The organism is Dyella sp. RRB7 (assembly GCF_022761115.1).
Classification (GTDB): Bacteria; Pseudomonadota; Gammaproteobacteria; order Xanthomonadales; family Rhodanobacteraceae; genus Dyella.
On record NZ_JAKWJS010000001.1, the window covers coordinates 1180145 to 1205464 of the forward strand.

General features: G+C 66.6%; 25 protein-coding genes. 15 read left to right on the plus strand and 10 right to left on the minus strand.

The features are described from left to right. The first annotated feature begins 161 nt into the window (after positions 1-161). The 4 genes from def to MJ606_RS05330 all read left to right on the plus strand — a co-directional run bounded on the left by def (position 162) and on the right by MJ606_RS05330 (position 4735). Positions 162-671: a peptide deformylase gene (gene def / locus MJ606_RS05315; protein ID WP_243048349.1), complete on the plus strand. Its 510-nt coding sequence runs from the start codon at positions 162-164 to the stop codon at positions 669-671. After that, complete coding sequence (fmt, locus tag MJ606_RS05320; protein WP_243048350.1) at positions 668-1594, plus strand: methionyl-tRNA formyltransferase; 927 nt, start codon at positions 668-670, stop codon at positions 1592-1594. The genes def and fmt overlap by 4 nt, the downstream gene beginning before the upstream one ends. 7 nt (positions 1595-1601) lie before the next feature. Then, positions 1602-2900 (plus strand): 16S rRNA (cytosine(967)-C(5))-methyltransferase RsmB, encoded by a 1299-nt coding sequence (gene rsmB / locus MJ606_RS05325; RefSeq protein ID WP_243048351.1) that lies wholly within the window; start codon positions 1602-1604, stop codon positions 2898-2900. Between the two features lie 104 nt (positions 2901-3004). Further along, positions 3005-4735 carry a glycosyltransferase family 39 protein gene (locus MJ606_RS05330; RefSeq protein WP_243048352.1) on the plus strand — a complete coding sequence of 577 codons (1731 nt, stop codon included), beginning with the start codon at positions 3005-3007 and terminating at the stop codon, positions 4733-4735. Positions 4736-4738: 3 nt separating this feature from the next. Here MJ606_RS05330 and MJ606_RS05335 read toward each other — a convergent pair whose 3' ends face one another. From MJ606_RS05335 to MJ606_RS05355, 5 genes are read right to left on the minus strand one after another with little or no spacing between them, the layout of a single operon-like run. After that, on the minus strand, positions 4739-5860 hold the full coding sequence (locus tag MJ606_RS05335; protein ID WP_243048353.1) for a glycosyltransferase: 1122 nt from the start codon (positions 5858-5860) through the stop codon (positions 4739-4741). Beyond that, the gene (locus MJ606_RS05340; protein WP_343214794.1) at positions 5857-6735 is read right to left on the minus strand and encodes a glycosyltransferase family 2 protein; all 879 of its coding nucleotides are present in this window, start codon (positions 6733-6735) and stop codon (positions 5857-5859) included. The genes MJ606_RS05335 and MJ606_RS05340 overlap by 4 nt, the downstream gene beginning before the upstream one ends. Then, positions 6732-7670 (minus strand): glycosyltransferase family A protein, encoded by a 939-nt coding sequence (locus MJ606_RS05345; protein ID WP_243048354.1) that lies wholly within the window; start codon positions 7668-7670, stop codon positions 6732-6734. Before MJ606_RS05345 ends, MJ606_RS05340 begins: the two co-directional genes overlap by 4 nt. Beyond that, a complete protein-coding gene (locus tag MJ606_RS05350) occupies positions 7667-8617 on the minus strand; it encodes a UDP-glucuronic acid decarboxylase family protein (RefSeq protein ID WP_243048355.1) in 951 nt (316 codons plus the stop codon). Before MJ606_RS05350 ends, MJ606_RS05345 begins: the two co-directional genes overlap by 4 nt. A 44-nt stretch (positions 8618-8661) precedes the next feature. Continuing rightward, positions 8662-9798: an O-antigen ligase family protein gene (locus MJ606_RS05355; RefSeq protein WP_243048356.1), complete on the minus strand. Its 1137-nt coding sequence runs from the start codon at positions 9796-9798 to the stop codon at positions 8662-8664. Positions 9799-10086: 288 nt separating this feature from the next. Between MJ606_RS05355 and MJ606_RS05360 the strand changes: the two genes are divergently transcribed. From MJ606_RS05360 to MJ606_RS05375, 4 genes are all read left to right on the plus strand, one after another. Continuing rightward, positions 10087-10902 (plus strand): glycosyltransferase family 2 protein, encoded by an 816-nt coding sequence (locus MJ606_RS05360; protein WP_243048357.1) that lies wholly within the window; start codon positions 10087-10089, stop codon positions 10900-10902. Further along, entirely contained in the window at positions 10899-11927 is a 1029-nt protein-coding gene (locus tag MJ606_RS05365; RefSeq protein ID WP_243048358.1) for a CDP-glycerol glycerophosphotransferase family protein, read from the plus strand. The genes MJ606_RS05360 and MJ606_RS05365 overlap by 4 nt, the downstream gene beginning before the upstream one ends. Positions 11928-12043: 116 nt before the next feature. Beyond that, on the plus strand, positions 12044-13750 hold the full coding sequence (locus MJ606_RS05370) for a glycosyltransferase family 39 protein (protein ID WP_243048359.1): 1707 nt from the start codon (positions 12044-12046) through the stop codon (positions 13748-13750). Positions 13751-13754: 4 nt separating this feature from the next. Continuing rightward, entirely contained in the window at positions 13755-14081 is a 327-nt protein-coding gene (locus tag MJ606_RS05375; protein WP_243048360.1) for a tetratricopeptide repeat protein, read from the plus strand. 3 nt (positions 14082-14084) lie between these two features. Here MJ606_RS05375 and MJ606_RS05380 read toward each other — a convergent pair whose 3' ends face one another. Further along, positions 14085-14978: a lipid A biosynthesis acyltransferase gene (locus MJ606_RS05380; RefSeq protein WP_243048361.1), complete on the minus strand. Its 894-nt coding sequence runs from the start codon at positions 14976-14978 to the stop codon at positions 14085-14087. Between the two features lie 139 nt (positions 14979-15117). Between MJ606_RS05380 and dtd the strand changes: the two genes are divergently transcribed. The 3 genes from dtd to rpoD are packed head-to-tail and all read left to right on the plus strand — an operon-like array spanning position 15118 to position 17595. Next, positions 15118-15573: a D-aminoacyl-tRNA deacylase gene (gene dtd, locus MJ606_RS05385; RefSeq protein ID WP_243048597.1), complete on the plus strand. Its 456-nt coding sequence runs from the start codon at positions 15118-15120 to the stop codon at positions 15571-15573. Further along, positions 15570-15746, plus strand: a complete 177-nt coding sequence (locus tag MJ606_RS05390) for a hypothetical protein (protein WP_243048362.1) — start codon at positions 15570-15572, stop codon at positions 15744-15746. Before dtd ends, MJ606_RS05390 begins: the two co-directional genes overlap by 4 nt. After that, a complete protein-coding gene (gene rpoD / locus MJ606_RS05395; RefSeq protein ID WP_243048363.1) occupies positions 15739-17595 on the plus strand; it encodes an RNA polymerase sigma factor RpoD in 1857 nt (618 codons plus the stop codon). The genes MJ606_RS05390 and rpoD overlap by 8 nt, the downstream gene beginning before the upstream one ends. A gap of 77 nt (positions 17596-17672) precedes the next feature. Here the strand turns inward: rpoD and MJ606_RS05400 are convergent, their stop codons facing one another. The 4 genes from MJ606_RS05400 to ftrA all read right to left on the minus strand — a co-directional run bounded on the left by MJ606_RS05400 (position 17673) and on the right by ftrA (position 21668). Next, complete coding sequence (locus MJ606_RS05400) at positions 17673-18044, minus strand: nuclear transport factor 2 family protein (RefSeq protein ID WP_243048364.1); 372 nt, start codon at positions 18042-18044, stop codon at positions 17673-17675. Between the two features lie 90 nt (positions 18045-18134). Beyond that, a complete protein-coding gene (locus MJ606_RS05405) occupies positions 18135-19739 on the minus strand; it encodes a peptidase S10 (RefSeq protein WP_243048365.1) in 1605 nt (534 codons plus the stop codon). Positions 19740-19827: 88 nt separating this feature from the next. Further along, positions 19828-20685, minus strand: coding sequence for an EamA family transporter (locus MJ606_RS05410; RefSeq protein ID WP_243048366.1), 858 nt, complete (start codon positions 20683-20685; stop codon positions 19828-19830). Positions 20686-20732: 47 nt separating this feature from the next. After that, a complete protein-coding gene (ftrA, locus tag MJ606_RS05415; RefSeq protein WP_243048598.1) occupies positions 20733-21668 on the minus strand; it encodes a transcriptional regulator FtrA in 936 nt (311 codons plus the stop codon). Positions 21669-21800: 132 nt separating this feature from the next. Here ftrA and MJ606_RS05420 point away from each other — a divergent pair, with 132 nt between their 5' ends. The 4 genes from MJ606_RS05420 (at position 21801) to MJ606_RS05435 (ending at position 25303) form a co-directional block, all read left to right on the plus strand. Beyond that, positions 21801-22196, plus strand: coding sequence for a rhodanese-like domain-containing protein (locus tag MJ606_RS05420; RefSeq protein ID WP_243048367.1), 396 nt, complete (start codon positions 21801-21803; stop codon positions 22194-22196). Next, positions 22183-22662: a GNAT family N-acetyltransferase gene (locus MJ606_RS05425; protein ID WP_243048368.1), complete on the plus strand. Its 480-nt coding sequence runs from the start codon at positions 22183-22185 to the stop codon at positions 22660-22662. The genes MJ606_RS05420 and MJ606_RS05425 overlap by 14 nt, the downstream gene beginning before the upstream one ends. A 54-nt stretch (positions 22663-22716) precedes the next feature. Continuing rightward, positions 22717-23022 (plus strand): DUF1272 domain-containing protein, encoded by a 306-nt coding sequence (locus MJ606_RS05430; RefSeq protein ID WP_243048369.1) that lies wholly within the window; start codon positions 22717-22719, stop codon positions 23020-23022. A gap of 100 nt (positions 23023-23122) precedes the next feature. Continuing rightward, positions 23123-25303 carry a sensor domain-containing diguanylate cyclase gene (locus MJ606_RS05435; RefSeq protein WP_243048370.1) on the plus strand — a complete coding sequence of 727 codons (2181 nt, stop codon included), beginning with the start codon at positions 23123-23125 and terminating at the stop codon, positions 25301-25303. The last annotated feature ends 17 nt before the right edge of the window (positions 25304-25320 follow it).

Consider the following 25320-nt stretch of genomic DNA (forward strand, 5'->3'; position numbering starts at 1 on the left):
CGGGCGAGTGTAACCGAACAGTTCAAGCACGCAACTGGCGCCAGTTGGCAAAATGGCATGCCAGACACGAGCTTGGCGACGTACAATAAGGCCCATTCTAGATCGCGCCCGGGCTTGGTTTTTACCGATTTGCCCGCAGTTTGCGCGCTGAGGCAAAGCTTATGTCCGCACTGACCATCATCGAATTTCCCGATCCCCGCCTGCGCACCCGCGCCGAGCCCGTGCGCGTGTTCGACGCCGAACTGAAGCAGTTCGTGGCGGACATGTTCGAAACCATGTACGCCGCCAATGGCGTGGGTTTGGCCGCGACCCAGGTCAACGTGCACCGGCAGGTGCTGGTCGCCGACATGAGCGACGAACGCAACCAGCCGCTGGCGCTGATCAACGCGCAGATCATCGAGAAGGACGGCGCCCAGGTTTATCAGGAAGGCTGCCTGTCGTTCCCCGGCATCTATGCCGACGTCACCCGCGCCCTGAAGGTGAAGGTGAAGGCGCAGGACGTGGACGGCAACGAGATCATCGTCGAGGCCGAAGGCCCGCTGGCGGTGTGCATCCAGCACGAGATGGACCATCTCGCCGGCAAGGTGTTCGTCGACTATCTATCGCCGCTGAAGCGCTCGATGCTGCTCAAGCGCATGGAAAAGCAGCGCAAGCAGGCGGCCAGCGCTTGAAGCTCCGCGTCGTTTTCGCGGGCACTCCCGAATTTTCCGTTCCCTGCCTTGAAGCGTGCCGCGCCAGCGGCGCCGAGGTGGTGGCTGTCTATACGCAACCCGATCGCCCCGCCGGGCGCGGCCGCAAGCTGACGCCCAGCCCGGTCAAGCAGGCGGCGCTGGCGGCAGGCATTGCGGTCGAACAGCCCGAGGCGCTGAAGTCGGCCGAGGTGCAGGCCACGCTGGCCGCCTACCGGCCCGACCTGATGGTGGTGGTGGCCTATGGCCTGATCCTGCCGCGCAAGGTGCTGGCCATGCCGCGCCTGGGCTGCTGGAACGTGCACGCCAGCCTGCTGCCGCGCTGGCGCGGCGCCGCGCCGATCCAGCGCGCGATTCTCGCGGGTGACCACGAAAGCGGCGTCGACCTGATGCAGATGGAAGCGGGCCTGGATACCGGGCCGGTGCTGCTGGAACGACGCACGCCGATCGGCCGCGAGGACACCGGCGGTTCGCTGCATGACCGTCTGTCCGCGCTCGGCGCCGACGTGCTCGCCGAAGGCCTGGCGCGGGTGATGGCCGGCGACACGCTGGTGCCCCGTCCGCAGCCCGACCAGGGCGTCACCTATGCGCACAAGCTGGACAAGGCCGAGGCGCGGCTGGATTTCAACCGCCCCGCGATCGAGCTGGAACGCCAGGTGCGTGCGTTCGATCCGTGGCCGGTGGCCGAAGGCGAGATCGCCGGCGAGCCGCTGCGCATCTGGGCGGCGCAAGCCATCGAGCGCGACCACCATGCCGAACCAGGCAGCGTGCTCGGCGCCGGGCGCGACGGCATCGACATCGCCTGCGGCCAGGGCGCTTTGCGCGTGACCGCCTTGCAGCGCGCGGGCGGCAAGCGCATCGGCGCGGTCGACTACCTCAACGCACGCCCCGAACTGCGCCGCTGAGGTTGCCATGAGCCAGGACACCCGCGCCCTCGCCGCCCAGGCCCTTGCCGACATCGCCCTGCGCGGCGCCTCGCTGCGCGATGCCATGGAGCGCTACGCGCCGCGACTCGCCGATTCGCGCGACCGCGCGCTGTTGATGGCCCTGCTGAGCGACGGCGTGCGCTGGTGGCTGCGCTTCGACCCCGCGCTCGACCAACTGCTGGACAAGCCGCTGCGCCAGAAGGAACCGGCCATCCACGCCCTGCTGGTGCTGGGCCTGGTGCAGCTGGAGATTCTCCAGCTACCCGATTACGCCGCCGTGGCCGCCACCGTGCAGGCGACGCGAACGCTGCAACGTCCGCGCATGGCCGGCCTGGTGAATGCGGTGCTGCGCCGCTGGCAGCGCGAGCGCATCGAATTGCTCGCCAGGCTCGACGCCAAGCCGCAGACGCGGCATGCCCATCCCGCGTGGCTGGCCAAGGCCATCGCCCATGACTGGCCCGCCCAGGCCGATGCCGTGATGGCGGCCAACAATATCGAGCCGCCGCTGATGTTGCGCGTGAATCGCCGCCGCACATCGCGCGATGTATTCATCGATCGACTGCGTTCGGACGGCTATACGGCCGAACCGCATGCCTGGCTTGTCGACGCCATCGTGCTGCCGCACAGCAGCGACATCACCCGCATGCCTGGCTTCGCCACTGGCGATTTCGCCGTGCAGGACGGCGCCGCGCAGATCGCCGCCGACCTGGCCAAAGTGCGCGACGGCCAGCGCGTGCTCGATGCCTGCGCCGCGCCCGGCGGCAAGGCCTGCCACGTGCTGGAACGCGCCGAGGTGGCGCTGACCGCGCTGGAATTCGAGCCGAAGCGCGCGCAGCGCATCACCCAGAATCTCGACCGCCTTGGCCTGGCCGCCAACGTGGTCATCGGCGACGCCGGGCAACCGGCGGCATGGTGGGACGGCCGGCCGTTCGACCGCATCCTGATCGACGCGCCCTGTTCGGCCACCGGCGTGCTGCGCCGACGGCCCGATGTGCGCCTGCATCGCCGCGAAAGCGATATCGCCGCGCTGGTGGCGCAGCAGAGCCGCATCTTGTCCTCGCTGTGGCCGTTGCTGGCACCGGGCGGGCGGCTGGTCTACATCACCTGCTCGCTGCTGCGGCGCGAAAACGATGCGGTGGTGGATGCCTGGCTGGCCGGCCAGGCGGATGCCCGGTCCATCGCGTTCGAGCTGCCGGTCGGGCAGGCCGCCAGCGTGGGCTGGCAGATCCTGCCCGGCGATGGCGACCTGGACGGCATGTACTATGCCGTGCTCGAAAAGGCCTGACGCCAGCTGCGGGCTCGGCGCAGAATGACCGCGCCCGCGACCCAAGGCACCGCCCTTTAGGCTCAACCCGTTACGACGCGGCACCGCCGCTCCGGAATCCACGCATGCTCGCTTCTTCCCAAGCCACCTCGCAGGAACGCCGCCGGTTCTGGCTGTTTCTGCTGTTCGCCCTGGTCGTGATCGGCGCCGGCATCGGCCTGCGCGATCCCTGGCCGTCGGACGAGCCGCGCTTCGCGCTGGCGGCCAAGCAGATGGTGGAGAGCGGCGACTGGCTGTTCCCGCATCGCGGCAGCGAGCTGTACTCGGACAAGCCGCCGATGCTGTTCTGGCTGGAGGCCGCCAGCTATACGGTGGTCGGCAGCTGGCGCATCGCCTTTCTGTTGCCGTCGCTGCTGGCCGCACTGGGCACGCTGCTGCTGGTCTACGACCTCGGGCGGCGGCTGTGGAACCGGCAGGTCGGGCTGTATGCCGCATCGGCGCTGCTGATCACGTTCCAGTTCGTCTACCAGACCAAGCGCGCGCAGATCGATCCGCTGGTGATGTTCACCATCACGGCGGCGAACTGGGGCCTGCTGGTGCACATGCTGAAGGGGCCGAACTGGCGCGCGTTCTGGTTCGGCTGTTTCTGCGCGGGCCTGGGCGTGATCACCAAGGGCGTGGGCGTGCTCGCGCTGCTGATGTTCCTGCCTTATCTCGTTGCCGCTTTCGGCCACTGGAATGGCGTGGCGCGCATGGGCGCGGGCGCCTGGTGGCGCTGGCCGCTGGGCCTGGTGGCATTGCTGGCGGCCGTGGCGCTATGGCTGGTGCCGATGCTGCTGGGCGCGAAAAGCCATGCGGGCGACCCGGCCTATGCGGCCTACGTCAACGACATCCTGTTCCACCAGACCGCCGGCCGCTACAGCAAGTCGTGGGATCACCACCATTCGCCGCTGTACTACATACCCATCGTGCTGTTCACCTGGCTGCCGCTGTCGCTGACCTATCCGGGTACGCTGCCGCGCTGGTGGCGCGCGCTGAAGGCCAAGGACGCGCGCATCCTGCTGCCGCTGGGCTGGATCGTGCTGCTGCTGGTGTTCTTCTCCATCCCGAAGGGCAAGCGCGACGTCTACATCATGCCGGCGCTGCCGATGCTGGCGCTGGTCAGCGGGCCGTACCTGGAGGAATTGCTGCACAAGCGCTGGCTGCGCGTGGCGGGCCTGCTGTTCATCGGCATCATGGGCGCCGCGATGCTCGGCGTGGGCGGCGTGGCACTGGCGGCGCATCCGAAGTTCGCCAGCGAATTCGCCACCGCGCGCGGCTTCGAGGACGGCGGCCACGCGCTGTGGTGGATGTTCGTGGTGATCGGCGCCGCGCAACTGCTGCTGATCGCCACCCTGCGCGTGCGCCGCGCGGTGGCGGCGGTGGTCGGCGGCATGGCCGTGATGTGGCTGGTGTGGAGCCTGTGGGCTTATCCCATCCTCAACGATTCCAGCTCCGCCGCCGGCCTGATGCAGGACGTGCGCGAGCGCCTGCCGCCCGGCGATGAGCTGGGCATGGTCGCCTGGAAGGAACAGAACCTGCTGATGCTCAATCATCCGGCCACCGATTTTGGCTTCACCCGACCGTGGCACGAGCAATACGCCGCCGCGGTGAAGTGGCAGGCGCAGGACCCCGCGCACCGCTGGCTGTTCGCGCTCGACGCGGTGATGGCCAACTGCGTGGACCGCAGCAAGGCGGTAAGCCTGGGGCATGCGAACCGGCGCGAATGGTGGATGTTCAAGGCCGATGCGGTGGTGCCGGGCTGCCTGCCCGACGAAAACGTCGACCGCGTGTCGGCGGCGTCGCTGGAAGAGTGACGCTCAGCGCCGGCGCGCATCCAGCAGGCGCCGGTACACCGCCTCGGTGCGCTGCACGAACTGCGGCAATCCGAATTCGCGCTCGGCATGCCGGCGCGCTGCCGCACCCATGGCGGGCAGCGCGGCGCGTTGCTCCAGCAGGCGAGCGACCGCCGCCGCGATCGCGCGGCGATCACGCACCGGCACCAGCCAGCCATCCACGCCGGCATCGATATTCTCTGGCAACCCCGCATAGTCGCTGAGCAACACCGGCTTGCCCATCGCCATCATCTCGCGACAGGCGAACGAGATGGTCTCCACGTCATAGGACAGCACGAAGCCCACGTCGAGCGCGGCCACCAGCGGGCGGGGATCGGTCAGCACGCCGGGAAACACCACCTGGCCGGCCAGGCCAAGCGCCTCGACACGCGCCAGCTGCTCCGCCTTGGGCGGCACGCCGGCAATCAGCACACGTACGCGCTGGCGCGTCTCGACCGGCAACTGCGCCAATGCTTCGAGCAGATCCATCCAGCCCTTGTAGCTGGCGGTGCCGGCATTGCTGCCCAGCAGCAACACGGCTTCATCGCCACCCTGCCACCGCTGTCGCTCGGCCGCCGCCAGCCCGGCGGGCCATGGCAGCCAGTGATCAATGTCCACTCCGTTGTAGACGGTATCGAGCCGGCATCGCCGGTAGGCGGTATGCAGAAGCTCGCGCCGGGTGAACTCGCATACCGCGATGACCTGGTCCGTCACCCGCGCCCGCAGCCAATGACCCAGGCCACGCACCGGCTTGGAGTTGTGCTTGGTCCACACCAGCGCGGGGCGCGTCGGCGGCATGGCCGAGAGCACCAGCCGATGATCCGCCGAACCGTTGACGTGCACGATGTCGAACGCCTGTGTACGCAAGTAGTGCGCCAGCTGCGCGCGGGCGCGTCGGCGTGCCCTCCATCTGTTCAGCCCGTTCGGGAACGGCTGGTCGATGACGAACACGCCAGGCAGGGTGCGCGCCTCGCGATTCAGGCGACTGCCGGGCGGCGCCGCCACGTGAACCTCATGAGACGCTGCCAGGGCTGCCGCCAGTTCGCGGATGTAGGTGGTGTGGCCACCGCCATCGCCGGCATGGAAGTTGGTATAGAGCAGCTTCATGTCGCGCGCTCGTCCTCGCGCAGCAGCTCGGTGTGCTGGTTGATGCCACGCTCGCACCAGGTGATGCGCTGCGTGCGGGTGGCATGGAACAGCCGATTGTTCGGCAGCGCCATGTCATCGACATCCGGCGGCGAACGCGAGTTGTGCCACAGGTGGACGGCCAGCGCCGCCCACTTCAGCGCGCGACGGCGCAGCCCGGTGTTTTCCAGGCGCGCGGCCAGTTCGCGATCCTCCGCGCCATAGCCTTCCATGCGTTCGTCGAAGCCGTTCACGCGCAGGAGGTCGTCGCGCCAGAAACTCATGTTGCAGCTCATCACGCGGCCGCCATTGCGCGAGCGCGCCTTCCAGCGCGCCAGCCACGGTGCGCGGAACGCGTACAGCCGGCGAGTGCCGTCGAATTCCTCGAAATCGGCATGCACCCACGGGGTGAACACCGGTTGGCCACCGGCGAGCAGGCGTTGCGATTCTTCCTGTGTCGCCTTCAGGCGGCCGCCCTGCAGGAAATAGCCGCGCTCGGCCAGCATCAGGTGATCGGCGATGAAACGCGGGTGCACCAGCATGTCGCCGTCGAGCAGGATCACGTAATCACCCCGGCTGGCCGCGATGCCGCGATTGCGCGCACGCGCGGCGCGGAAACCGCGATCCTCCTGCCACAGGTGCCGCAGCGGCACGGGGAACGTCAGCGCCATGCGAGCGATCAGCGCGGCGGTGTCCGGTCCCGAGCCGTCGTCGGCCACGATCACTTCGCACGGAAGTTCGGTCTGCCGTGCCAGGCCTTCCAGCACCCGCTCCAGCGCCGCCGGCCAGTTGTAGGTCAACACCACCACACTGACGCGCGGGATCACGGCAGCATCCACTGGCATGGCTTCGCTCACGCGCGCCGACCGTCCTTGCGGCGCTGGCGCCAGCCGCGGCGCAGGATGGCGACGGAACGCTCCACGCGCTTCATCCATCCGGCGCCACTGCGACGGATGGCGATCTTGGCGTAGCGGCGCGCCTCATCCCAGGACGGCTCCGGCTTGCTGCGGAACTCCAGCTTGGTCAGGTCGAGCGTGAAGATGTTCATGCGCATGCGCTCGGCGTAATAGTTGATGAGCGTGCGCGAGCGATAGCAATTGGTGAACTGGGTTTCCTTGTGCCGCGCATGCCACCAGCCGTTGGCGCCATGCACGCGGTAATGCACCATGCCCGTCGGCAGGAAGTATTTGCGCGCGCCGAGCACGCTGGTGCCGAACACCAGGCAGTTGTCGGCCGAAATGCGCCAGGTGTCCTGGAACGTCGAGGGCAGGTCCAGCGCCCGCTGCGCCCACGAACGGCGCATGGACAACGCGGACGTGGCGGCGCCGTACCAGTAGGCGGTTACCCAGGTACTGATGGCGGTATAACCCAGATCGGTGGGACGGTCCGCATAGCCGAGCACCCCTTGTTCGTTGCCGAACAGGTTGACGTCGGTGAACACGAAGTCGATGTCGCGGCGGTTGTCGTAGAGCTCGCCGATACGCGCCAGGTAGTTCTTGTCCCAGTGATCATCGGCATCGAGGAAGCAGACGATATCGCCGGTGACGCCATCCAGCCCCTTCACGAAGGCGGAGAGCTGCCCGCCATTGCTCACGCAGCGCAACGTCACCCGCGGATCGTCGCCGTACTGCTCGACAAGCCACGCCGCGGAACCATCGGTGGAACCGTCATCCATCACGATCAACTGCGCCGCGGCACGCGTCTGGGCCAGCACGCTCTCGATGGCCGTACCGACATAGTCGCGGTAGTTGTAGTTGGTGATGACGACGCTGAAGCTGACGCTGTTGCTCATACCCGTACCTCGCCCGCCAGCTGCTTGCGGAAGTAGGCAATGGTCTCACGCAAGCCGTCGTCGAGGCTCACCTGCGGCTGCCAGCCCAGCTTTTGCCTGGCCAGCGCGATGTCCGGCTGGCGCTGGCGCGGGTCATCCGACGGCAGCGGGCGGAACACCAGCTTGGAACGACCGCCCACCAGCTGCAGCACCTTTTCCGCCAGCTGCAACATGGTGTGCTCGACCGGGTTGCCGATATTCACCGGCCCGGTGAAGCCGGCCTCGCTGTTCATCATGCGCACGATCACTTCGATCAGGTCGTCGACGTAGCAGAAGCTGCGCGTCTGGCTGCCGTCGCCGTAGATGGTGATGTCCTCGCCGCGCAGCGCCTGCACGATGAAATTGCTCACCACGCGGCCGTCGTTGGGGTGCATGCGCGGGCCATAGGTGTTGAAGATGCGCACCACCTTGATGTCGAGGTTGTTCTGCCGGTGGTAGTCGAAGAACAGCGTCTCGGCGCAGCGCTTGCCTTCGTCATAGCAGCTGCGGAAACCGATCGGGTTGACGCGGCCCCAGTAATCCTCGCGCTGCGGGTGCACTTCCGGGTCGCCATACACCTCGCTGGTGGAGGCCTGCAGGATGCGAGCGCGCGTGCGCTTGGCCAGGCCCAGCATGTTGATGGCGCCATGCACGCTGGTCTTGGTGGTCTGCACCGGATCGTACTGGTAGTGCACGGGCGAGGCCGGGCAGGCGAAATTGAAGATGCGGTCGACCTCCACATAGAGCGGAAAGGTCACGTCGTGCCGCATCAGCTCGAAGTAGGGGTGGTTGAGCAGATGGGCGATGTTCTGCTTGCTGCCGGTAAAGAAGTTGTCCACGCACAGCACGTCGTGGCCATCGCTCAACAGCCGATCACACAGGTGCGAGCCGAGAAAGCCCGCACCACCGGTTACCAGCACCTTGTTCATCGTGAAGCCCCCGAGTCCCCAATCCACATCGGGGTACTTTAAATTCAATGGATAGGAGTTGTCCGGTCCACCGTACGCTGGCGCCAGGCCAGGCCCAGCGCCAGCGCGAACGGCAGCCACACCAGCAGCCAGGCGGGACGGGGGCTATCGAGCATCTGCGGCATGTCGAACTGCAGCACCACCGAGGCGTAGACCCACAGCGCCAGCACCAGGCGCCCCTGCATCAGGCCGCGGCTGCGCCAGCCCTGCCAGCCCACCAGCAGCCACAGCGCCAGCGTAAGCAGCAGGCCCGGGATGCCCAGTTCGACCAGCATCTGCGTCAACACATTGTGGGTATGGGTATAGGGCTGCCCGTACACCATCAGCGTGAAGGGCACCCCCTGCCCAAGCCCAAGCCATGGCTGCTGGGAAGCCAGGTGCATCGACTGCGCGAAAAGCTCCGGACGCAACGACGTACCACGCTCCATCAGCAACGCCGACCGCCAGGACAAGGCAAGCACGACCGCCGCGAACACACCCAGGGCGAGCCAGCGATAACCCCGGCCGGGCCGCCACAGCGGCATCAGCACCAGGGTGGCGCAGAGTGCCAGCCAAACATTACGCGTATGCGTAAAACCGACGAACACCAGCAACACCGCCATCGCGACATAGCGCAATGCGGACCACTGGCGCCCGGCGATATCCAGCTGGCTCAGCCACAGCGCCACCACCCCCATCAGGGCGGCCGCGTAGTTGGCCGTGGCGATGGTGCCCTCGCCGATGATGCGGCCGTCCGACACCGGCGTGATGGCGAAGGTGACGCAATAGAAGGCGGCGCAAGCCGCAATGGCGACGCCCACCGATAGCAGCAGGCCGCGAATGCGCGCCACCTCGTCGGCGGCGAACGCCTGCCATCCGAGCACGAAGGCCAGCACGCTGAGCAGGCGTCCCAACTCGTCGCCGGGACGCGACAGCTTGCCCCATGCCAGCGATGCGGTGGCCCATGCGAGCAGCAACAGGAACACGCGAAAGGCCGGCAATGGCCACAACTGGCGCCATACCCGGGCGCGCTGCGAAAAGGCCAGCCACAGCGCGGGCAGATACAGCAGCACGATCAGGCTGGCCTGGTAAGCCTTGCCCGGATTGAACGAGACGCCCGCCGGCATGATCACCATGCCGAGCATCATCCAGGCGATACCCATCCCTACGATCGAGCGTCCGATTTCGCGACTGCGCGGCTCGACTTGTGCGTTCAATGAGGTCGCCCTGCTTTCCATACTGCCTGTTTGCTTCGATCGTCGTTACGGCCCGGGGGACGCCCCGCCCGTTCGGCGTCGAACGGCGCCGATGCCCCCGATAGTCTCGGGCCTGGGGCGCCCTTTGTCAGCACATAGTGCATACCGGCAGCTGAAAATGAGCCGACCATCGCACGGCGCCGGGATGCCGCGGGAAGCACGGAAGGCCGGGCGAATCCGGCTAGAATCCGCGCCATGCCTACCTTGCCCCTCACCCTCGTGGTCATCACCTACAACGAGGCGAAAAATATTGCGCGCTGCCTGGACAGCGTGCCGTTTGCGGCCGAGAAGCTGGTGATCGACAGCGGCAGCACCGACGACACCGTCGCCGTGGCGCAGGCGCATGGCGCCCGCGTGGTGCAACAGGCGTGGCTGGGGTTTGGCGCCCAGCGCAATTTCGCGACTACCCAGTGCAGTAACGAGTGGATCCTCGCGCTCGACGCGGACGAATACCTCTCGCCCGCGCTGGCCGGGGAACTGGCGCAGCGCCTGCCCGAACTGATGGCCAGCGATATCTGCGCGGCCTACCTGCGCCGCGCCACCATCTACATGGGCGCGCCGATGCGCTGGTACCTGCCGGCGATGGGCGAAAAGATGGCACGCCTGTTCCACCGCGACCGCGCACGCTGGGCCGACGTGCGCGTGCACGAGTCGCTGCGTTTCGACGGCCCCTCGGTCACGCTGAAGGCCCCGTTCAACCACGAGAACAACCCGAGCCTGCCGCAGAAGCAGATCAAGGTGTTGCGTTATGCCGAGCTGAAATGCCGCGACTGGCTGGAAAAAGACAAGCCGGCGCGCATGTGGCAGACACCGTTCGTGTTCCTGCTAGCCTTCATCAAGGACTATGTTTTCCGGCTGGCCTTCATGGACGGCTGGCGCGGTTTCATCATCGCGCAGACGGCCGCCTCGTATGCCGCCTACAAGCGCATGCGCTACTACGAAATGCGCCGCAATCCCGCCTCGCTGGAAAGCGCGGCGGATGCCCTGGTCCGCCACGGAATCGATCGATGAGCAAGCAGCACTACCTTCTCTACGGCTCCGAGCGCTACGCGCTGGCCATCCTGCGTCCCGTGCAGGAGGCCATCCGCGCCCGTGGCGACGAAGCGGCCTGGTTCTTCGACGGCCCCGGCGCGGAAGACCTGGTGGAAGGCGAGCGCCTGCTCACCGTCGAAGAGGTGCGCGCATGGCAGCCGCGCGCGGTGATCACCTCCAGCAACGCGGTGCCGCACTTCTTTCCCGGCGTGAAGGTGGAAACCTTCCACGGCTTTGATGCCGGCAAGCCGCGGCATATCTATGTGCGCGGTTTCTTCGACCTGTACTGCACCACCGGGCCGCGCGACACGGCGAAGTTCCAGGCCATCGCCGACCGGGTCGGCCACTTCTCCGTCATCGAGACCGGCTTTCCCAAGCTCGATCCCTTCATGCGGGAGATCACCGGCCCGATTCCGCCGGTGCGCCAGCCGCCGGTGATCCTGTACCACTCCACCTTCTCGCCCTCGTGGAGCGCCGCCGAAACCTTGTACGAGGAAGTGAAGCGCCTCTCGCGCGATGGGCGCTGGCGCTGGATCGTCACCTTCCATCCGAAGATGAACCCGGAGACGACGGCCAAGTTCAAGGCGCTGCAGAACGAATACCTGACGTTTGCGGAGAACGACAACATCCTGGAGCTGTTTCCGCAGGTGGACATGATGTGCTCGGACACCTCGTCGGCGCTCAACGAGTTCCTGCTCACCGGCAAGCCGGTGGTGACTTTCAAGAACCGTCGCCCGGGCCCGCAGCTGATCGACATCGACGAGGTGTCGCAGTTCGAGCCGGCCATCGAGCGGGCGCTGGCGCGGCCGCCGGAACTGATGCAGGCCATCCGCGAGTACGGCGATGCCATCCATCCGTATCGCGATGGCCATTCCAGCGAGCGGATCCTGCAGGCCATCGATACCTTCATCGCGGCGGGCGGGCGCAACCGGCGGCGCAAGCCCTGGAATTTCTGGCGCAAGCTGAAGATTCGGCGGCGGATCGGCTATTGGGGTCGGGCCTGAGGTCCCGGTTGCGCGGGACCCTAACCCCGCGGGAGCGGGGCTGGGGCGAGCCCTGCATCCAAACCGCCTCCACCCGCTCGGGCTAGAATCGCCTCATCTCACCAAGAAGACTGCCCGTGGTATCCAGCAGCTACAGCCGCTCCGAACACCTGCGCTCCCTCTGGCCATGGCTGCCCCTATGGGCGCTGGCCGCCTTGCTGGCGATCTTCTCGCACGGGCCGATGCCGCTTTACTCCACCCGCACGCTGGCGGTGGCGTGGGAGATGTGGAACCACCATTACTGGCTGGTGCCGCACATCAACGGCGCGCCCTACAGCGAAAAGGTGCCGCTGCTGTTCTGGCTGATCCACGCCGGCTGGTTCGTGTTCGGCGTCAACGACATCTGGCCGCGCGTGCTCGAGGTGATCTTCGGCGGCACCCAGCTGGTGCTGGTGTCGTTGCTGGCCCGGCGACTGTTCCCTAATCGCCCCTGGGTGGCCAAGGCCGCGCCGTGGATACTGCTGGCGCTGGGTTATGCCTTCCTGTTCGGCCTACAGATCATGTACGAGGTGCTGCTGGCCGTCTGCGTGCTGGCGGCCCTGCTCTGCCTGACGCCCAAGGCCGGGCGCGCCGAGCCGCGTTGGCTGCTGTTCGGACTGTGCATTGGCGCCGGCCTGTTGACCAAGGGCCCGGTCATGCTGCTGCACATCGCCTTTCCCTGGCTGCTGGGGCCGCTGTGGAACGACTGGGCCCGCGACCACCGCGCGCGCTGGTACGGCCGTGGCGTGCTGTCGGTGCTGCTGGGTGGCGCCCTGCTGTTGGCCTGGGCCTTGCCGGCCGGCTTCAGCGGCGGCGAAGCGTATCGCCAGCGACTGTTCTTCACCCAGACCGCCGGACGCGTGGTCAATGCGTTCGACCATGCCCGCCCGTTCTGGTGGTACGTGCCGATCATCCCCGCGCTACTGTTCCCCTTCAGCGGCTGGCCGCGTGCCTGGGTGGCCTTGTGCACCCTGCGTCGCCCGCTCGATAGCGGCCTGCGCTTCGCGCTGTGCTGGGTGCTGCCGGTGATGCTGGTGTTCTCGTTCATCAGCGGCAAGCAGATGTACTACCCGCTGCCGGAGTTCGCCGGTGGCGCACTGTTGATCGCCGGCGCGGTGGCCGCGCTGCGCGACCAGCGACCGGCGCTGGCCAACAACCCCTGGCTGGGCACCTGGCCGCTGGGCGTGGGCGGCATCCTGTTCGGCATCTTCCTGTTCGTGTTGCCGGTGCTGGTGTCGCACAACGACCTGCACGGGGAATGGTTCGACAGCACCCAGCGCTACAGCCGCTTCTTCAGCGTGGTGTTCGTGCTGTTGGGCGCACTGCTGTTGCTGCGCGGCCGCGGCGAGATGCGGCGCCTCGCTTTCGCCGGCTTGGTCGGCACGCTGGCGCTCAACACGCTGTTTACCCTGACCATGTGGCAGAACTTCGACCTGCAGCCCTCGGCGCAGCTGCTGGGCGCCGCCGATGCGGAGCACCGCGCCATCGGGATACTGGGCAACTACGAAGGGCAGTTCCATTTTGCCGGACGCCTGACCGGGTCGCTCGAACGGCTCTACGAGGGCCCGTCGCTGCAGACCTTTGCCCATGAGCACCCGGATGCGCTGGTGGTGGAGCACCCGGACAAGCTCACCAACAACACCTTGCGCTATGCGCTGCTGGTGCAGCCGTTCCGCTCGGGCTGGGTGGTGATCTGGCCGGCGGCCACGCTGGCCGATCTGCGCGCCGGACGCGTGCCGCCTGAACCAGCGCACCCGACCCGGGTCTACCAGGTCGACGAGTGGCGCTTCCGCGCCCTGCAGTGAGCCCATGAACGAGACGCTGATCGCCAACCTGCGGGCGCAGCGCGGCGGCCCGCGTGATGGCGCACTGCTGCGGTTCTCGCTGGGCAATGCCCTGCTGACCGCCGGTGACGCGGCCGGCGCCGCGGAGGAACTGCGTCAAGCCGTGGCATTCGACCCCAATTATTCGGCCGCCTGGAAGCTGCTCGGCAAGGCCTGCCTGGCGCAGGACGACAAGCCGCGCGCCGCCGAGGCGTGGCGGCAAGGCATTGCCGTAGCGCAGGCGCGCGGCGACAAGCAGGCCGAGAAGGAAATGACGGTATTCCTGCGCCGGCTGGAGCCACCCGCGCGCTGACGCTCAGTGGTTCTGGGTGTCGTACGGGCTGGGCCGGTCATCGGCCGAATAGCGCTTGTAGTGCCACTGGTACTGCGCGAAGGCCAGCTCCACGCAGTTTTCCACGCCACGGTTGAGCGCGCGGCAGGCCACGGCCATGTCCGCATCGGCTAGGCCCTCCGGCGCGGGCAACAGATGGATGCGATAGCCGGCACCGGCCGGCAGGCGTTCGGCGAAGGCGAACAGCACGGTGGCCCCGGTGCGCGCGGCAAGGCGCGGCAACAACACCATGGTCAGCGCATCGCGGCCGAAGAACGGCGCAAACTCGCCTTCGCCGGCGCGCGGCTTCTGGTCCGGCAGGATGCCCACCGTGCCGCCGGCAGCGAGCCGCTTGTACAGCGTGCGCACGCCCGCGCCCTCCGCCCGCACCTGCTCCGGCGCCAGCGCGCCGCGCACCTTGCGCAGCAGGCCCTCGACCGCGGCGATGCGCGGCGGCCGATAGAGGATCGCCATCGGCGTCTTGCGGCAGAGCCAGTAGTTGAGCAGCTCCCAGCAGCCCAGGTGCGGCGCGGCGATGATCACGCCCTTGCCGGCCGCCAGCGCCGCATCGAACAGCGCCTCGCCACGCACCTCGCGCACCAGGTCCAGCGCCCGCTCGGCATCGTTGCCCCAGATCTTGGCGATCTCGGTGGCCGACTTGCCGCTCTCGACCATCACCGCGCGCAACAGCGCGGCCTGTGCCGCGTCGTCCAGGGCGGGCCGCGCGATCCGCAGGTTCACCGCCGTGTTGTGCGCGGTACGGCTGTGGCGCCAAAGGGAAAGCCGGCCGATGCCGGCGCCGATGCCATGCAGCGTGCGCAGCGGAAGCTTGCCGAGCAGGCGCAACAGCAGGTAGAGGAGGGCAATGTCGATTCGCATGAGCGGCGCAGTGTACCCGCGCCCGGCCGGCAGCACGCGGGTCAACCACCCGCCGGGCCCGGCGTTCCCGATGCCAGAGGCTACCGCCCGCGAGACTCAGGCCCTAAGCTTCGTGGCATCGCCAGCCGTCACCCCACTCATGATCGCCCTGATCCAGCGCGTCCTGTCCGCCCGTGTCGATGTCGAACAACCTGATGGCGTGCAGGAGACCGTGGGCTCGATCGGGCCCGGGTTGCTCGCCCTGGTGGCCGTGCAACCCGGCGATGACGAACCGCGCACCCGTCGCATGCTCGAGCGACTGCTCGGCTACCGCGTGTTTGCCGACGAGCACGGCCGCATGAACCGCTCGCTCACCGACACGGCAGGCGAATTGCTGCTGGTCAGCCAGTTCACCCTCGCTGCCGATACGCGCTCGGGCATGCGCCCCAGCTTCACCCGCGCCGCCTCGCCCGACGAAGGGCGCCGCTGGTTCGATCGGCTGGTCGAACTGGCCCGCGCGGTGCATCCCAGGGTGGAAATCGGGCGCTTCGGCGCCCATATGCATGTGCACCTGGTCAACGACGGACCAGTGACGTTCTGGCTGGAGACGCCATGACCGATATCACCACGGCATGTCTCGCCCAACACTTACAAAATCACCGGAAGATGCCTATTTGGCGCGATTTTTGCGTGTCGGCCATCCCGATCTTCTCACTTGAAAACTGGTCAAAAAAGCATCACATGGGTATACTGATCGGTTCCTGCATACGCGGCGGTAGGTATGAATAGCAAAGCTCCCGAGCAACAATCGGAAATCAAGGCGCTCATCTCCAAGGGTCTGGAGCAGGGCTACCTGACCTACGCCGAGATCAACGATCACCTGCCCGATGACATCGTCGATCCGGAGCAGATCGAAGACATCATGGCGGTGCTCAAGGGCGTCGGCATCGAGGTGCACGACGCTGCGCCCGATTCGGACCCGCTCTCGGACAACGCTCCGGGCGCGTCCACCGACGACGAAGCCGCCGCCGAGGAAGCGGTCGCGCTGCTGTCGGCGGTCGACTCCGAAGTGGGCCGCACCACCGACCCGGTGCGCATGTACATGCGCGAGATGGGCACGGTCGAGCTGCTCACCCGCGAGGGCGAAATCGCCATCGCCAAGCGCATCGAGGAAGGCCTGGGCCAGGTGCAGACCGCGCTGGCCAGCTTCCCGCTGACCATCGAGCTGCTGCTTGAGGAATATGACCAGCATCTGGACGGCAAGCGTCGCCTGAGCGAGATCCTGGCCGGCTTCGCCGACCTGGAGGAAGCCGCCGACGCGGCGCAGGCCGCCGCGGCCGAGGCCGAGCTGGAAGCCGTCGACGAGGAAGTCGACGACGAAGAGGAAGGCGCTGCCGAGGACGAAGAAGCCGGCCCGACCGGTCCGGACCCGGAAGAGGTCAAGCGCCGCATGGAACTGCTGCGCGACTACTACAGCAAGTTCCAGAAGGCGGCCCCCAAGGCCACCGACATCACCGACAAGAAGATCGTCAAGCTGCGCGACCAGATGGCCGAGGAGTTCCTCAAGCTCAAGCTGCCGTCCGCGCTGATCGACGGTTTCGTGCGCAAGCTGCGCGAAGTGGTTAACGACATCCGTCACCACGAGCGCGTGCTGATGGACATCTTCGTCAAGCACGTGAAGATGCCCAAGGCCGAGTTCCTCAAGGCGTTCCCGAGCAACGAGGGCAACCTCGAATGGGCCAACGAACTGGGTCGCAAGCGCCAGAAGTGGTCGCCCAACATCAAGACGCACAAGGAAGCGATCGATGCCGAGCAGGAAAAGCTCGCCGCCATCGAGCGCCAGCTGTTCCTGCCGCTGACCGACATCAAGGAAATCAACCGCACGATGTCGATCGGCGAGGCCAAGGCCCGCCGCGCCAAGAAGGAAATGGTGGAGGCCAACCTGCGCCTGGTGATCTCCATCGCCAAGAAGTACACCAACCGCGGCCTGCAGTTCCTCGACCTCATCCAGGAAGGCAACATCGGCCTGATGAAGGCGGTGGACAAGTTCGAATACCGCCGTGGCTACAAGTTCTCCACCTACGCCACGTGGTGGATCCGCCAGGCCATCACCCGCTCGATCGCCGACCAGGCGCGCACCATCCGCATCCCGGTGCACATGATCGAGACGATCAACAAATTGAACCGCATTTCCCGCCAGATGCTGCAGCAGTTCGGCCGCGAGCCGACGCCGGAGGAGCTGGCCAAGGAAATGGAGATGCCCGAGGACAAGATCCGCAAGGTGCTGAAGATCGCGAAGGAACCGATCTCGATGGAGACCCCCATCGGCGACGACGAGGATTCGCATCTGGGCGACTTCATCGAGGACACCAACGCTTCGTCGCCGATCGAGTCGGCCACCGAGACGGGCCTGATGGAAACCGTGCGCGACGTGCTGGCCGGCCTCACCCCGCGGGAAGCGAAGGTGCTGCGCATGCGCTTCGGCATCGACATGAACACGGATCACACGCTGGAAGAAGTCGGCAAGCAGTTCGACGTCACGCGTGAGCGCATCCGGCAGATCGAGGCCAAGGCGCTGCGCAAGCTGCGTCACCCGAGCCGCTCGGAGCAGCTGCGCTCGTTCCTCGACATCGACTGAGTACCACGCTGGTGCAAGTGACGAAAAGCCCCGCGCAAGCGGGGCTTTTTGTTGTGCGCTCCTGCACGTGGGGCGGCTCAACCCATGTCGTAGAAAAACTGTTCCAGCACGATCTGGTCGTTCTTCACGTGATACACACAGACTTCGGTCATGGTGACGCGGCCCGGCTCCTTCATGGTCACGTCCAGCGTCATCACGATGCTGAACCAGTGGCCGGCGATGAGCGGCTCGCTGACCTCGATACGATGAATCTCCGAGACGCTGGCCTGGAAGCGCCTGCCTTTTTCCAGGATCGCATCCAGGCCCTTCACCGTGCCCAGCGGGCCATTCGCCGCGGCCTCGGGCTCGATGCTCACCGCATCCTTGGCATACAACTCGTGCTGTGCTTCCTCGAACTGGCCATGACGGCACATGGCCACCAGCCGCTTGGCGACGGATTCGGTACTCATGGTGCATCTCCGGCTGACAGGACGACCGAGCGTAGCGCCGCCCGTCACAGCCGGATGTGAAGGCGCGTCGCCGCCACCGCGCCGACGCCGTCAATGCTTGCCGATGTTGTCCGTCTCGTCGATGAAGCGCGCTACGTTGTCGTGCAGCTGCTTCAACGAATCCTCGTGGGCGTAGACCATGTGGCCTGACGGATACCATGCGTAGGAGATGTTCTTCTGCAGGCTGTCGGGAATCGGCATGTGATGCATCTCGTAGTCGGCTGCGTAATAAGGCGTGGCCAGGTCGTAGTAGCCGCCGTGCAGCGACACGCGCAGATGGGGGTTGGTCTTCATCGCCTTGGCCAGATCAGGCAATACGTTGGTGCTCTGCTGCAGCGCTTCGTCGGAGCCGGGCACGCCGTGCTTGAATTCCCAGCCATCGAGATCGGCGAACAGGCGATAGCTCTGTCCTTCGCCGAATTTCAGCTGGCGGCGCACATAGTCGTTGAACGCCGCCACATAGGCCGAGCTGATCGCCGAGCCTTGCGGGTCGTACTCGGCCGACTTGCTCAACGGATCCAGCGAGGGGCCGGAGAAGCGGCTGTCCAGCCGTCCGGTGGTCATGCCGTCGTCGGCCTGCAGTTCGTGCTCGAACATACCGCCGTCCACGCGCAGATTGGCCTTGAGCAGATAGGCCACGGGCAAGCCGGTGTACTGATGCAGCTTCTGTGCGACGGCCTGTCGGCGCGCCTCGTCCAGCCGCGTGCCGGCCATCAGGGCGGTGGCGTATTCCGTCGTGGCGTATTGCTCGACTTCGCGCAGGAACGGCTCCAGCGCGCCGGGCTGCTGCGGCAGCTTGTGGTGGTAATAGGCCGTGGCGGCATAGGTGGGAAGCGCCAGCACATAGGGCAGGTCAACGCCCGGGTTGGCGCTTGCACCGCCAATGTAGGTATCGAAGCTGAGAATCTGCGAGAGCAGGATCACGCCATTGAGATCGACGCTGTCCTCGTTCTCCAGGATGTTGGCCACCACCGCCGAACGGGTGGTGCCGTAGCTTTCGCCGAACAGGTACTTGGGCGAATTCCAGCGGTTGTACTTGGACAGGAACTGGGTGATGAACTGCGCGAAGGCATGGCCGTCGCCGTCGACGCCGAAGACCTGCTTCCTGCGTTCCTTCATCAGCCCATCGCGCTTGCCCTTGTCGGGCTCGTCGGCGATCAGTCGGCTGAAGCCCGCGCCGGGCGCGTCGATGAACACCAGGTCGGACGCATCCAGCAGGCTGTAGTCGTTGTTGACCAGGCCATAGGGCGCGGCGGGGGTATGCGAATCATCGCTGGTGACCACGCGCCGTGGGCCGAAGGCGCCCATATGCAGCCATACCGTGGCCGAACCCGGGCCGCCGTTGTAGATGAAGGTGATGGGTCGCTTGCCCGGTTCGGCGCCCTTCCTGAAATAGGCGGTGTAGAACATGCTGACCTGCGCCTCGGACTCCTTGTCGCCGCTGCCATGCAGCACCAGGGTGCCAGCCACCGCCTTGTAGTCGATGCTCTTGCCCTCGACCTTGACCGTGCCCGAGGTCTCCGAAGACTGCGGCTTGAGCAGCTCGGCATTGGGCTTGTCGTCGGGCTTGGCATCCGTGTCGTTCTTGTCGGCGGCATAGACGCCCGCACTGAGCATCAACGCGGCAAGGGCGGCGGCGAGGGAGAGCTTGCGCATGGGTGAAACCTCTGGGAAGCGCGAGGCGCGCGAAAGGCCCAGCTTAGGCAGCAGCCCGGGGCGCTTTATATGCGCCAGAAGTCATTGCTCAGCCCCGCGCGATCAGCCCGATCGCCAGCAATGCCAGCAACAGGCCCAGTACATTGACCCGGCTCAACCGCTCGCGGAAGGCCAGCGTACCCACCAGGGCACCCAGTGCCACCACCCCAAGGTTCATGCTGGCGAACACCAGCGACGGATGATCGGGCAGCGCCTGGTGGCCGCGCACGTAGAACACGATGTTGCCGAAGTTGGCCAAGCCCAGCAGCAGCCCGGCGACCGCATCGCGCAGGGTGAAGAAGGTACGGTCATGCCAGCGTCGCCAAAGCAGCAACACCACCGAGACCAGCAGCGCCAAGGCAAACATCGCCTGCAGCGAGGCCGCGAACGGGGTGCCGGCCTGGGCTACGCGCTTGAGCAGGATGTCGATGGCGCCAAAGCCGACGAACACCACCAGCGGCCACAACCAGCCACCCTGGTCGCCGTCCGCGCTGCGGCCTTCCTTGCGCCACACCATGCACAGCAAGGCCAGCAGACCCAGCACGATGCCGGCCCCTTTGCCGGCATTGAGCCGCTCGCCGAATAGCAGGAAGGCGGCGAGCAGGGAGATCAGCAAGGACAGCCGCTGCGATGCATCCGTGCGCACGATGCCCGCGCTGCGCACGGAGGCCGCTAGCGCCAGGAAGATCAACGGCAGCAGCAGCCCCAGGCCGACGAAACCCAGCCACGGCGCCTGCGCACTGCGCAGCCCCTCGAGCGAGGGGTGAAACACCACCGCGGTCAGCGCGCTGGTGGCCACGTAGTTCCATGCGATGGCCTGTCCTACATCGACCTGTAGGCGGCGGGCCAGCTTGAGCAGCACCGACACCAGCACGCTGCAGGCAACGCTCATCCATACATAGATCATGCAAAGTCCTTCAGGGGCGGCAGGGTGCGGTCGTATGGGCGCGGAGGCTAGCGGGCGTGTGTGAAACGCTCGCGATAGCGCGCCGGACTCAGCTTGAGATGATGGCGGAAATGGTGGCGCAGTGTATCGGCCGTGCCAAACCCGCAGACATCCGCGATCCGCTCCACCGGCAGATCGCTGCCCTCCAGCAGTTCGCGCGCGCGGTTCAGGCGCTCGCGGGTGAGCCATTGCTTGGGCGAGCACCCGGTGGCCTCATCGAAGCGGCGCAGCAGGGTGCGTTCGCTCATGCGTGCGCGCTCGGCCAGCTCGGCCAACGGCAGGGGCTGGTCGAGATGGCGACGCATCCATTCGAGCAACTTGCCCAGCGTGGCGCCCTGTTCCGGCAAGGGCGACTGGATGAACTGCGCCTGCCCACCGTCGCGATGCGCCGGCACCACGGCACGGCGCGCAACGGTGTTGGCGACTTCCGGCCCGTAGTCGCGACGGATCAGGTGCAGCGACAGATCGAGCGCGGCGGCGGAACCGGCCGAGGTCAGCAGACTGCCTTCGTCGACGTAGAGCACGTCGGGCTCGATACGGATGCGGGGAAACCGTTCTGCCAACGCATCGACGTAGCGCCAGTGGGTGGTGGCGCGGTGTCCGTCCAGCAAGCCGGTGGCGGCGAGCACGAACACGCCCGAGCAGAATGACAGCAAGCGCGCGCCGCGCGCATGCGCCTTGCGCAAGGCATCGAGCAGCGCCGGTGGCGGCACGGCATCAACGCCACGCCAGCCCGGCACGATCACCGTGCCGGCCACGGCGAGCTTTTCCAGGCCGGCATCCGCCAGCACCCGCATGCCACCTGCCGCGCGCATCTCCCCCCGGTCCACGGCGCACAGGCCGAAGCGGTACCAGTCCCGCCATTCTGGACGCGGCAGGCCAAACATTTCCACCGCTATGCCGAATTCGAACGTGCACAGCCCGTCATAAACCAGCACCGCCACGTTCCGGTTTGGCGGAGCGGATGGACGTCTGAAACGCTTTGGCGGTTTTTTCATGATGGCTGTCATTCTTGCCAATGTCGGCAGCGGACGCCAGTGCCGATACTGGGGCCGACCACCCCCCAGGAGCCACGCATGAGCAGTGTCGTCCAACGCTTTCCCGCCGCCGCCAGCCATGATGCGCTGGCCCATTTCCAGGCGCGCCTCGGCTTCGAGACCGACTGTGCCGACGTGTATTACGCGACGCAGCACGAGACCGCGGATTTCGTGCTGCTCGACGTCCGCACACCCGCGCTCTACGCCGTCGGCCACGTGCCCGGCGCCATCAACATGCCCACGCGCACCATCAGCGACCAGCGTCTTGCCGACTATCGGCCGGACACGCTGTTCGTCGTTTACTGCGCGGGGCCGCACTGCAATGGGGCGAACAAGGCCGCCGTGAAACTCGCCCAACTCGGTCGCCCGGTGAAGGAGATGATCGGCGGGCTTACCGGCTGGCTCGACGAAGGCTTCGGTCTTGAACGCGGCTGATGCCGTGCCGGTGTTGATCCGCCGCGCAGGGGCGGCGGATGTACCGACGTTGCTGCCCCTGTGCGCGGCGCACGCGGCTTATGAGCGCCTGCCGCAGGCCGGCGAACAGCGCCTCGATGCGCTTGCCCGCGCACTGCAGGGCGAACCGCCGCCACTGTACGCATGGATAGCCTTCGCCGCGGAACAAGCGGTGGGTTACGCCAGCGCCACGCTGGATTTTTCCACGCTCGATCGCGCCAGTTACCTCCACCTGGATTGCCTCTACGTGGCGGACGACTGGCGCAATCGCTCGATCGGCGCGGCCTTGTGGGAGCGGGCGCGTACCCACGCACTCGACCTTGGCTGTCGCGCGATCCAGTGGCAGACGCCGGCGTGGAACATCGATGCCGCGCGCTTCTATCGGCGGCTAGGCGCGACGGAGATGGCCAAGCGCCGTTACAGCTTCCGGCTTCGAGAAGGCGACTGACGCGCCGGGCAAACACGCCCCATGCGAAGATGCGCATATTTTTCGGGAGGCCTCATGCTGGAACTGCGTCCCACCTGCGAACACTGCAACACATCGCTGCCGCCGGCCTCGACCGAGGCCATGATCTGTTCCTTCGAATGCACGTTCTGCCGGGACTGCGTGGCGCTGTTGCACAACGTCTGCCCTCATTGCGGCGGCGGCTTCGCACCGCGCCCGGTTCGCCCAGCGCATGACTGGAAGCATGGCAATCCCCTGGCCAACCATCCGGCCACCACCAAGGTGACTCACAACCCGGTGGATCTGGCCGCCCACGCTGTGCTGGTCGCCCAGCTGAAACACCGTTCCCCTGCACCGCGCTGATGCCCGCACGCCCAGCCCCGGCGACGATTTCTTGACGCACGCAGGCTTAAAGATGGCACGGCACGTGCTTGCTCCGGACAACTATCCATAGAACACGGCGATGTACGAGCGAGATGGGCGGAACAACAGCCGGCTGGCATGGTGGGGCGAAACGGCCGTGCTCTTCGCGGTGGTGCTCGCCAGCGTCAGCTATTCGCTGCTGCTGACGCGGCACACGGGCAATATCGCCACCATCTGGCTGCCCAACGGCATCGTCGTGGGCACGCTGCTGAGCGTTTCGGGCAAGAAATGGCCGCGTTACCTGCTGACGGCTTTCGCCGCTTACCTGCTTGGCCAATATCTGACCGGGGGCGGCGGGCTGGCCAGGTGGCTGCCCGCGCGCCCGGCGCTTGGCCTGATCAATGGCGTGGAGATTCTGGTCGTGGCCGGCACCGTCCGCCGTGCCTTTCCGCGGTTCGCCAACGATACGAGTTTTCTCATGCTGGGCCGCATCGCCATGGGCGCCACGCTGGTCGCCTGCGTGCTGTCCGCCCTGCTGGCCGGCACCTTGTTGTCGCTGGCCATGGGCACGGCCTTCTGGACGACGGTGGACTTATGGTTGCGCTCGCATCTGCTGGGCATGGTGATCGTGGCCACGTTGACGCTGGTCGCACTGACCCAGCGCAGTCGCATGCTGGGCGTACCCGGCCGACGACTGCTTTTGCTGCGCGATGTCACGCTGCTCGTGGCCGTCACGCTCGGCGTATTCGCGCAGTCGCGCTATCCGCTGCTGTTCCTCGTGTTCGCGCCGTTGCTCTACGTGGTCTTCCACCATCGCTTTCCCGGGCTGGTCATCGGCATGTCGGTGGTGGCGCTGATCACCACCGTGGCCACCGCCATGGGCGATGGCCCGTTTGAGCTGATTGCCCATGCCACAACCGGCGAGCGCGCGCTGCTGGCGCAGATCTACCTTGGCGTCGTCTGCGCTTCGGTGTTGCCTGTAGCGCTGGCGCTGGCCGACCGTCGTCGGCTGGTGCGGCAGGTGCATGACAGCAAGAACCGTTATCGCCTGCTGGCCGAGTACGCGAGCGACCTGGTGATGCGCATCGCGCGTGACGGCACGCGGCGCTATGTGTCGCCCTCCGTCCGCGACCTGCTGGGCTGGGAAGTCAGCGAATTCATGACGCCCCGGCCCGACCTGATCCACCCCGACGACCGCGAGCGCGTGGCGGCGGCGGTGGAGACCTTGTGGGCCACCGGCAAGCCCTCGCTCACCCACTATCGCCTGCAGCGCCGCGCAGGCGACTACATCTGGATCGAGGCCCTGGTTCGCATCGCCCCCAGTCCCGATCGGCCCGACGAAATGGAGCTGATCTATACCGGCCGTGACGTGACCGAGAGCATCCTCGCCGAACAGGCATTGGCGGACAGCGAGAAGCGCCTGCGCACGATCACCGACAACGTACCGGCGGTGATCGCCCATATCGACGCCCAGGAGCGCTACAGCTTCGTCAACGGCTATGTGCGGGAGATTACCGGCCAGGAACCGGACGACATGGTCGGGAAAAGCGTGCAGGAAGTGCGCGGGCATGTGCTGTACCCCGTGCTGAAACCACATATCGACCGCGCCCTTGCGGGCAAGTCTTCGACCTTCGAGTACGAAGCCGACTACGGGGGGCACCACCACTATTTCCAGACCACCTACCTGCCGGCCACCACCGCCACCGGCGAACAGAACGGCTTCTACGCGCTGACCACCGAAATCACCCGCATCAAGCTGGCCGAACAGCAGCTGGCCTATCTCGCCCACAACGACATGCTTACCGGCATTGCCAACCGGCGCCACTTCAACGACGGCATCCGCCGGGCCATGCAACATGCCTCCATCACCCAGTCGCCCTTGCTGGTGATGCTGGTCGATGTCGATCACTTCAAGCAGATCAACGACAGCTATGGCCACGGCGCGGGCGATACCGTGCTGCGCGAGATCGCGACACGACTCAAGGCCGCCATCCGCAAGTCCGACCTGCTCGCGCGCCTCGGCGGCGATGAGTTCGTCATCCTGTGCGACGACATCGACTCGATCGATGTCGCCGAAGCCATGGCGCAGAAGATCACCGCCGCCATGGAGGAACCCATCGCCCTGGGCGACCGGGACCTGCCGGTGACGCTGAGCGTGGGCGCGGCCCTGTGCCGGGACATCGGCTCGGTCGATGCCATGATGCAACGAGCCGATGAGGCGCTGTACCGCGCGAAGGGCGACGGGCGGGCGTGTTACCGGTTGAGCGTCAGCGGCCTGTGAGGCAATGCCGGCGATAG

Bases quoted from the DNA above. Each gene is read 5' to 3' on its own strand.
- MJ606_RS05375 (WP_243048360.1), top strand. From the start codon at position 13,755: ATGAACGAGACGCTGATCGCCAACCTGCGGGCGCAGCGCGGCGGCCCG.
- MJ606_RS05430 (WP_243048369.1), top strand. From the start codon at position 22,717: ATGCTGGAACTGCGTCCCACCTGCGAACACTGCAACACATCGCTGCCG.
- dtd (WP_243048597.1), top strand. From the start codon at position 15,118: ATGATCGCCCTGATCCAGCGCGTCCTGTCCGCCCGTGTCGATGTCGAA.
- MJ606_RS05350 (WP_243048355.1), bottom strand. From the start codon at position 8,617: ATGAACAAGGTGCTGGTAACCGGTGGTGCGGGCTTTCTCGGCTCGCAC.
- rpoD (WP_243048363.1), top strand. From the start codon at position 15,739: ATGAATAGCAAAGCTCCCGAGCAACAATCGGAAATCAAGGCGCTCATC.
- MJ606_RS05410 (WP_243048366.1), bottom strand. From the start codon at position 20,685: ATGATCTATGTATGGATGAGCGTTGCCTGCAGCGTGCTGGTGTCGGTG.
- MJ606_RS05405 (WP_243048365.1), bottom strand. From the start codon at position 19,739: ATGCGCAAGCTCTCCCTCGCCGCCGCCCTTGCCGCGTTGATGCTCAGT.
- MJ606_RS05400 (WP_243048364.1), bottom strand. From the start codon at position 18,044: ATGAGTACCGAATCCGTCGCCAAGCGGCTGGTGGCCATGTGCCGTCAT.
- rsmB (WP_243048351.1), top strand. From the start codon at position 1,602: ATGAGCCAGGACACCCGCGCCCTCGCCGCCCAGGCCCTTGCCGACATC.
- MJ606_RS05345 (WP_243048354.1), bottom strand. From the start codon at position 7,670: ATGAGCAACAGCGTCAGCTTCAGCGTCGTCATCACCAACTACAACTAC.
- MJ606_RS05355 (WP_243048356.1), bottom strand. From the start codon at position 9,798: ATGGGTATCGCCTGGATGATGCTCGGCATGGTGATCATGCCGGCGGGC.
- MJ606_RS05390 (WP_243048362.1), top strand. From the start codon at position 15,570: ATGACCGATATCACCACGGCATGTCTCGCCCAACACTTACAAAATCAC.
- MJ606_RS05420 (WP_243048367.1), top strand. From the start codon at position 21,801: ATGAGCAGTGTCGTCCAACGCTTTCCCGCCGCCGCCAGCCATGATGCG.
- MJ606_RS05380 (WP_243048361.1), bottom strand. From the start codon at position 14,978: ATGCGAATCGACATTGCCCTCCTCTACCTGCTGTTGCGCCTGCTCGGC.
- MJ606_RS05335 (WP_243048353.1), bottom strand. From the start codon at position 5,860: ATGAAGCTGCTCTATACCAACTTCCATGCCGGCGATGGCGGTGGCCAC.
- MJ606_RS05365 (WP_243048358.1), top strand. From the start codon at position 10,899: ATGAGCAAGCAGCACTACCTTCTCTACGGCTCCGAGCGCTACGCGCTG.
- def (WP_243048349.1), top strand. From the start codon at position 162: ATGTCCGCACTGACCATCATCGAATTTCCCGATCCCCGCCTGCGCACC.
- MJ606_RS05435 (WP_243048370.1), top strand. From the start codon at position 23,123: ATGTACGAGCGAGATGGGCGGAACAACAGCCGGCTGGCATGGTGGGGC.
- MJ606_RS05330 (WP_243048352.1), top strand. From the start codon at position 3,005: ATGCTCGCTTCTTCCCAAGCCACCTCGCAGGAACGCCGCCGGTTCTGG.
- MJ606_RS05360 (WP_243048357.1), top strand. From the start codon at position 10,087: ATGCCTACCTTGCCCCTCACCCTCGTGGTCATCACCTACAACGAGGCG.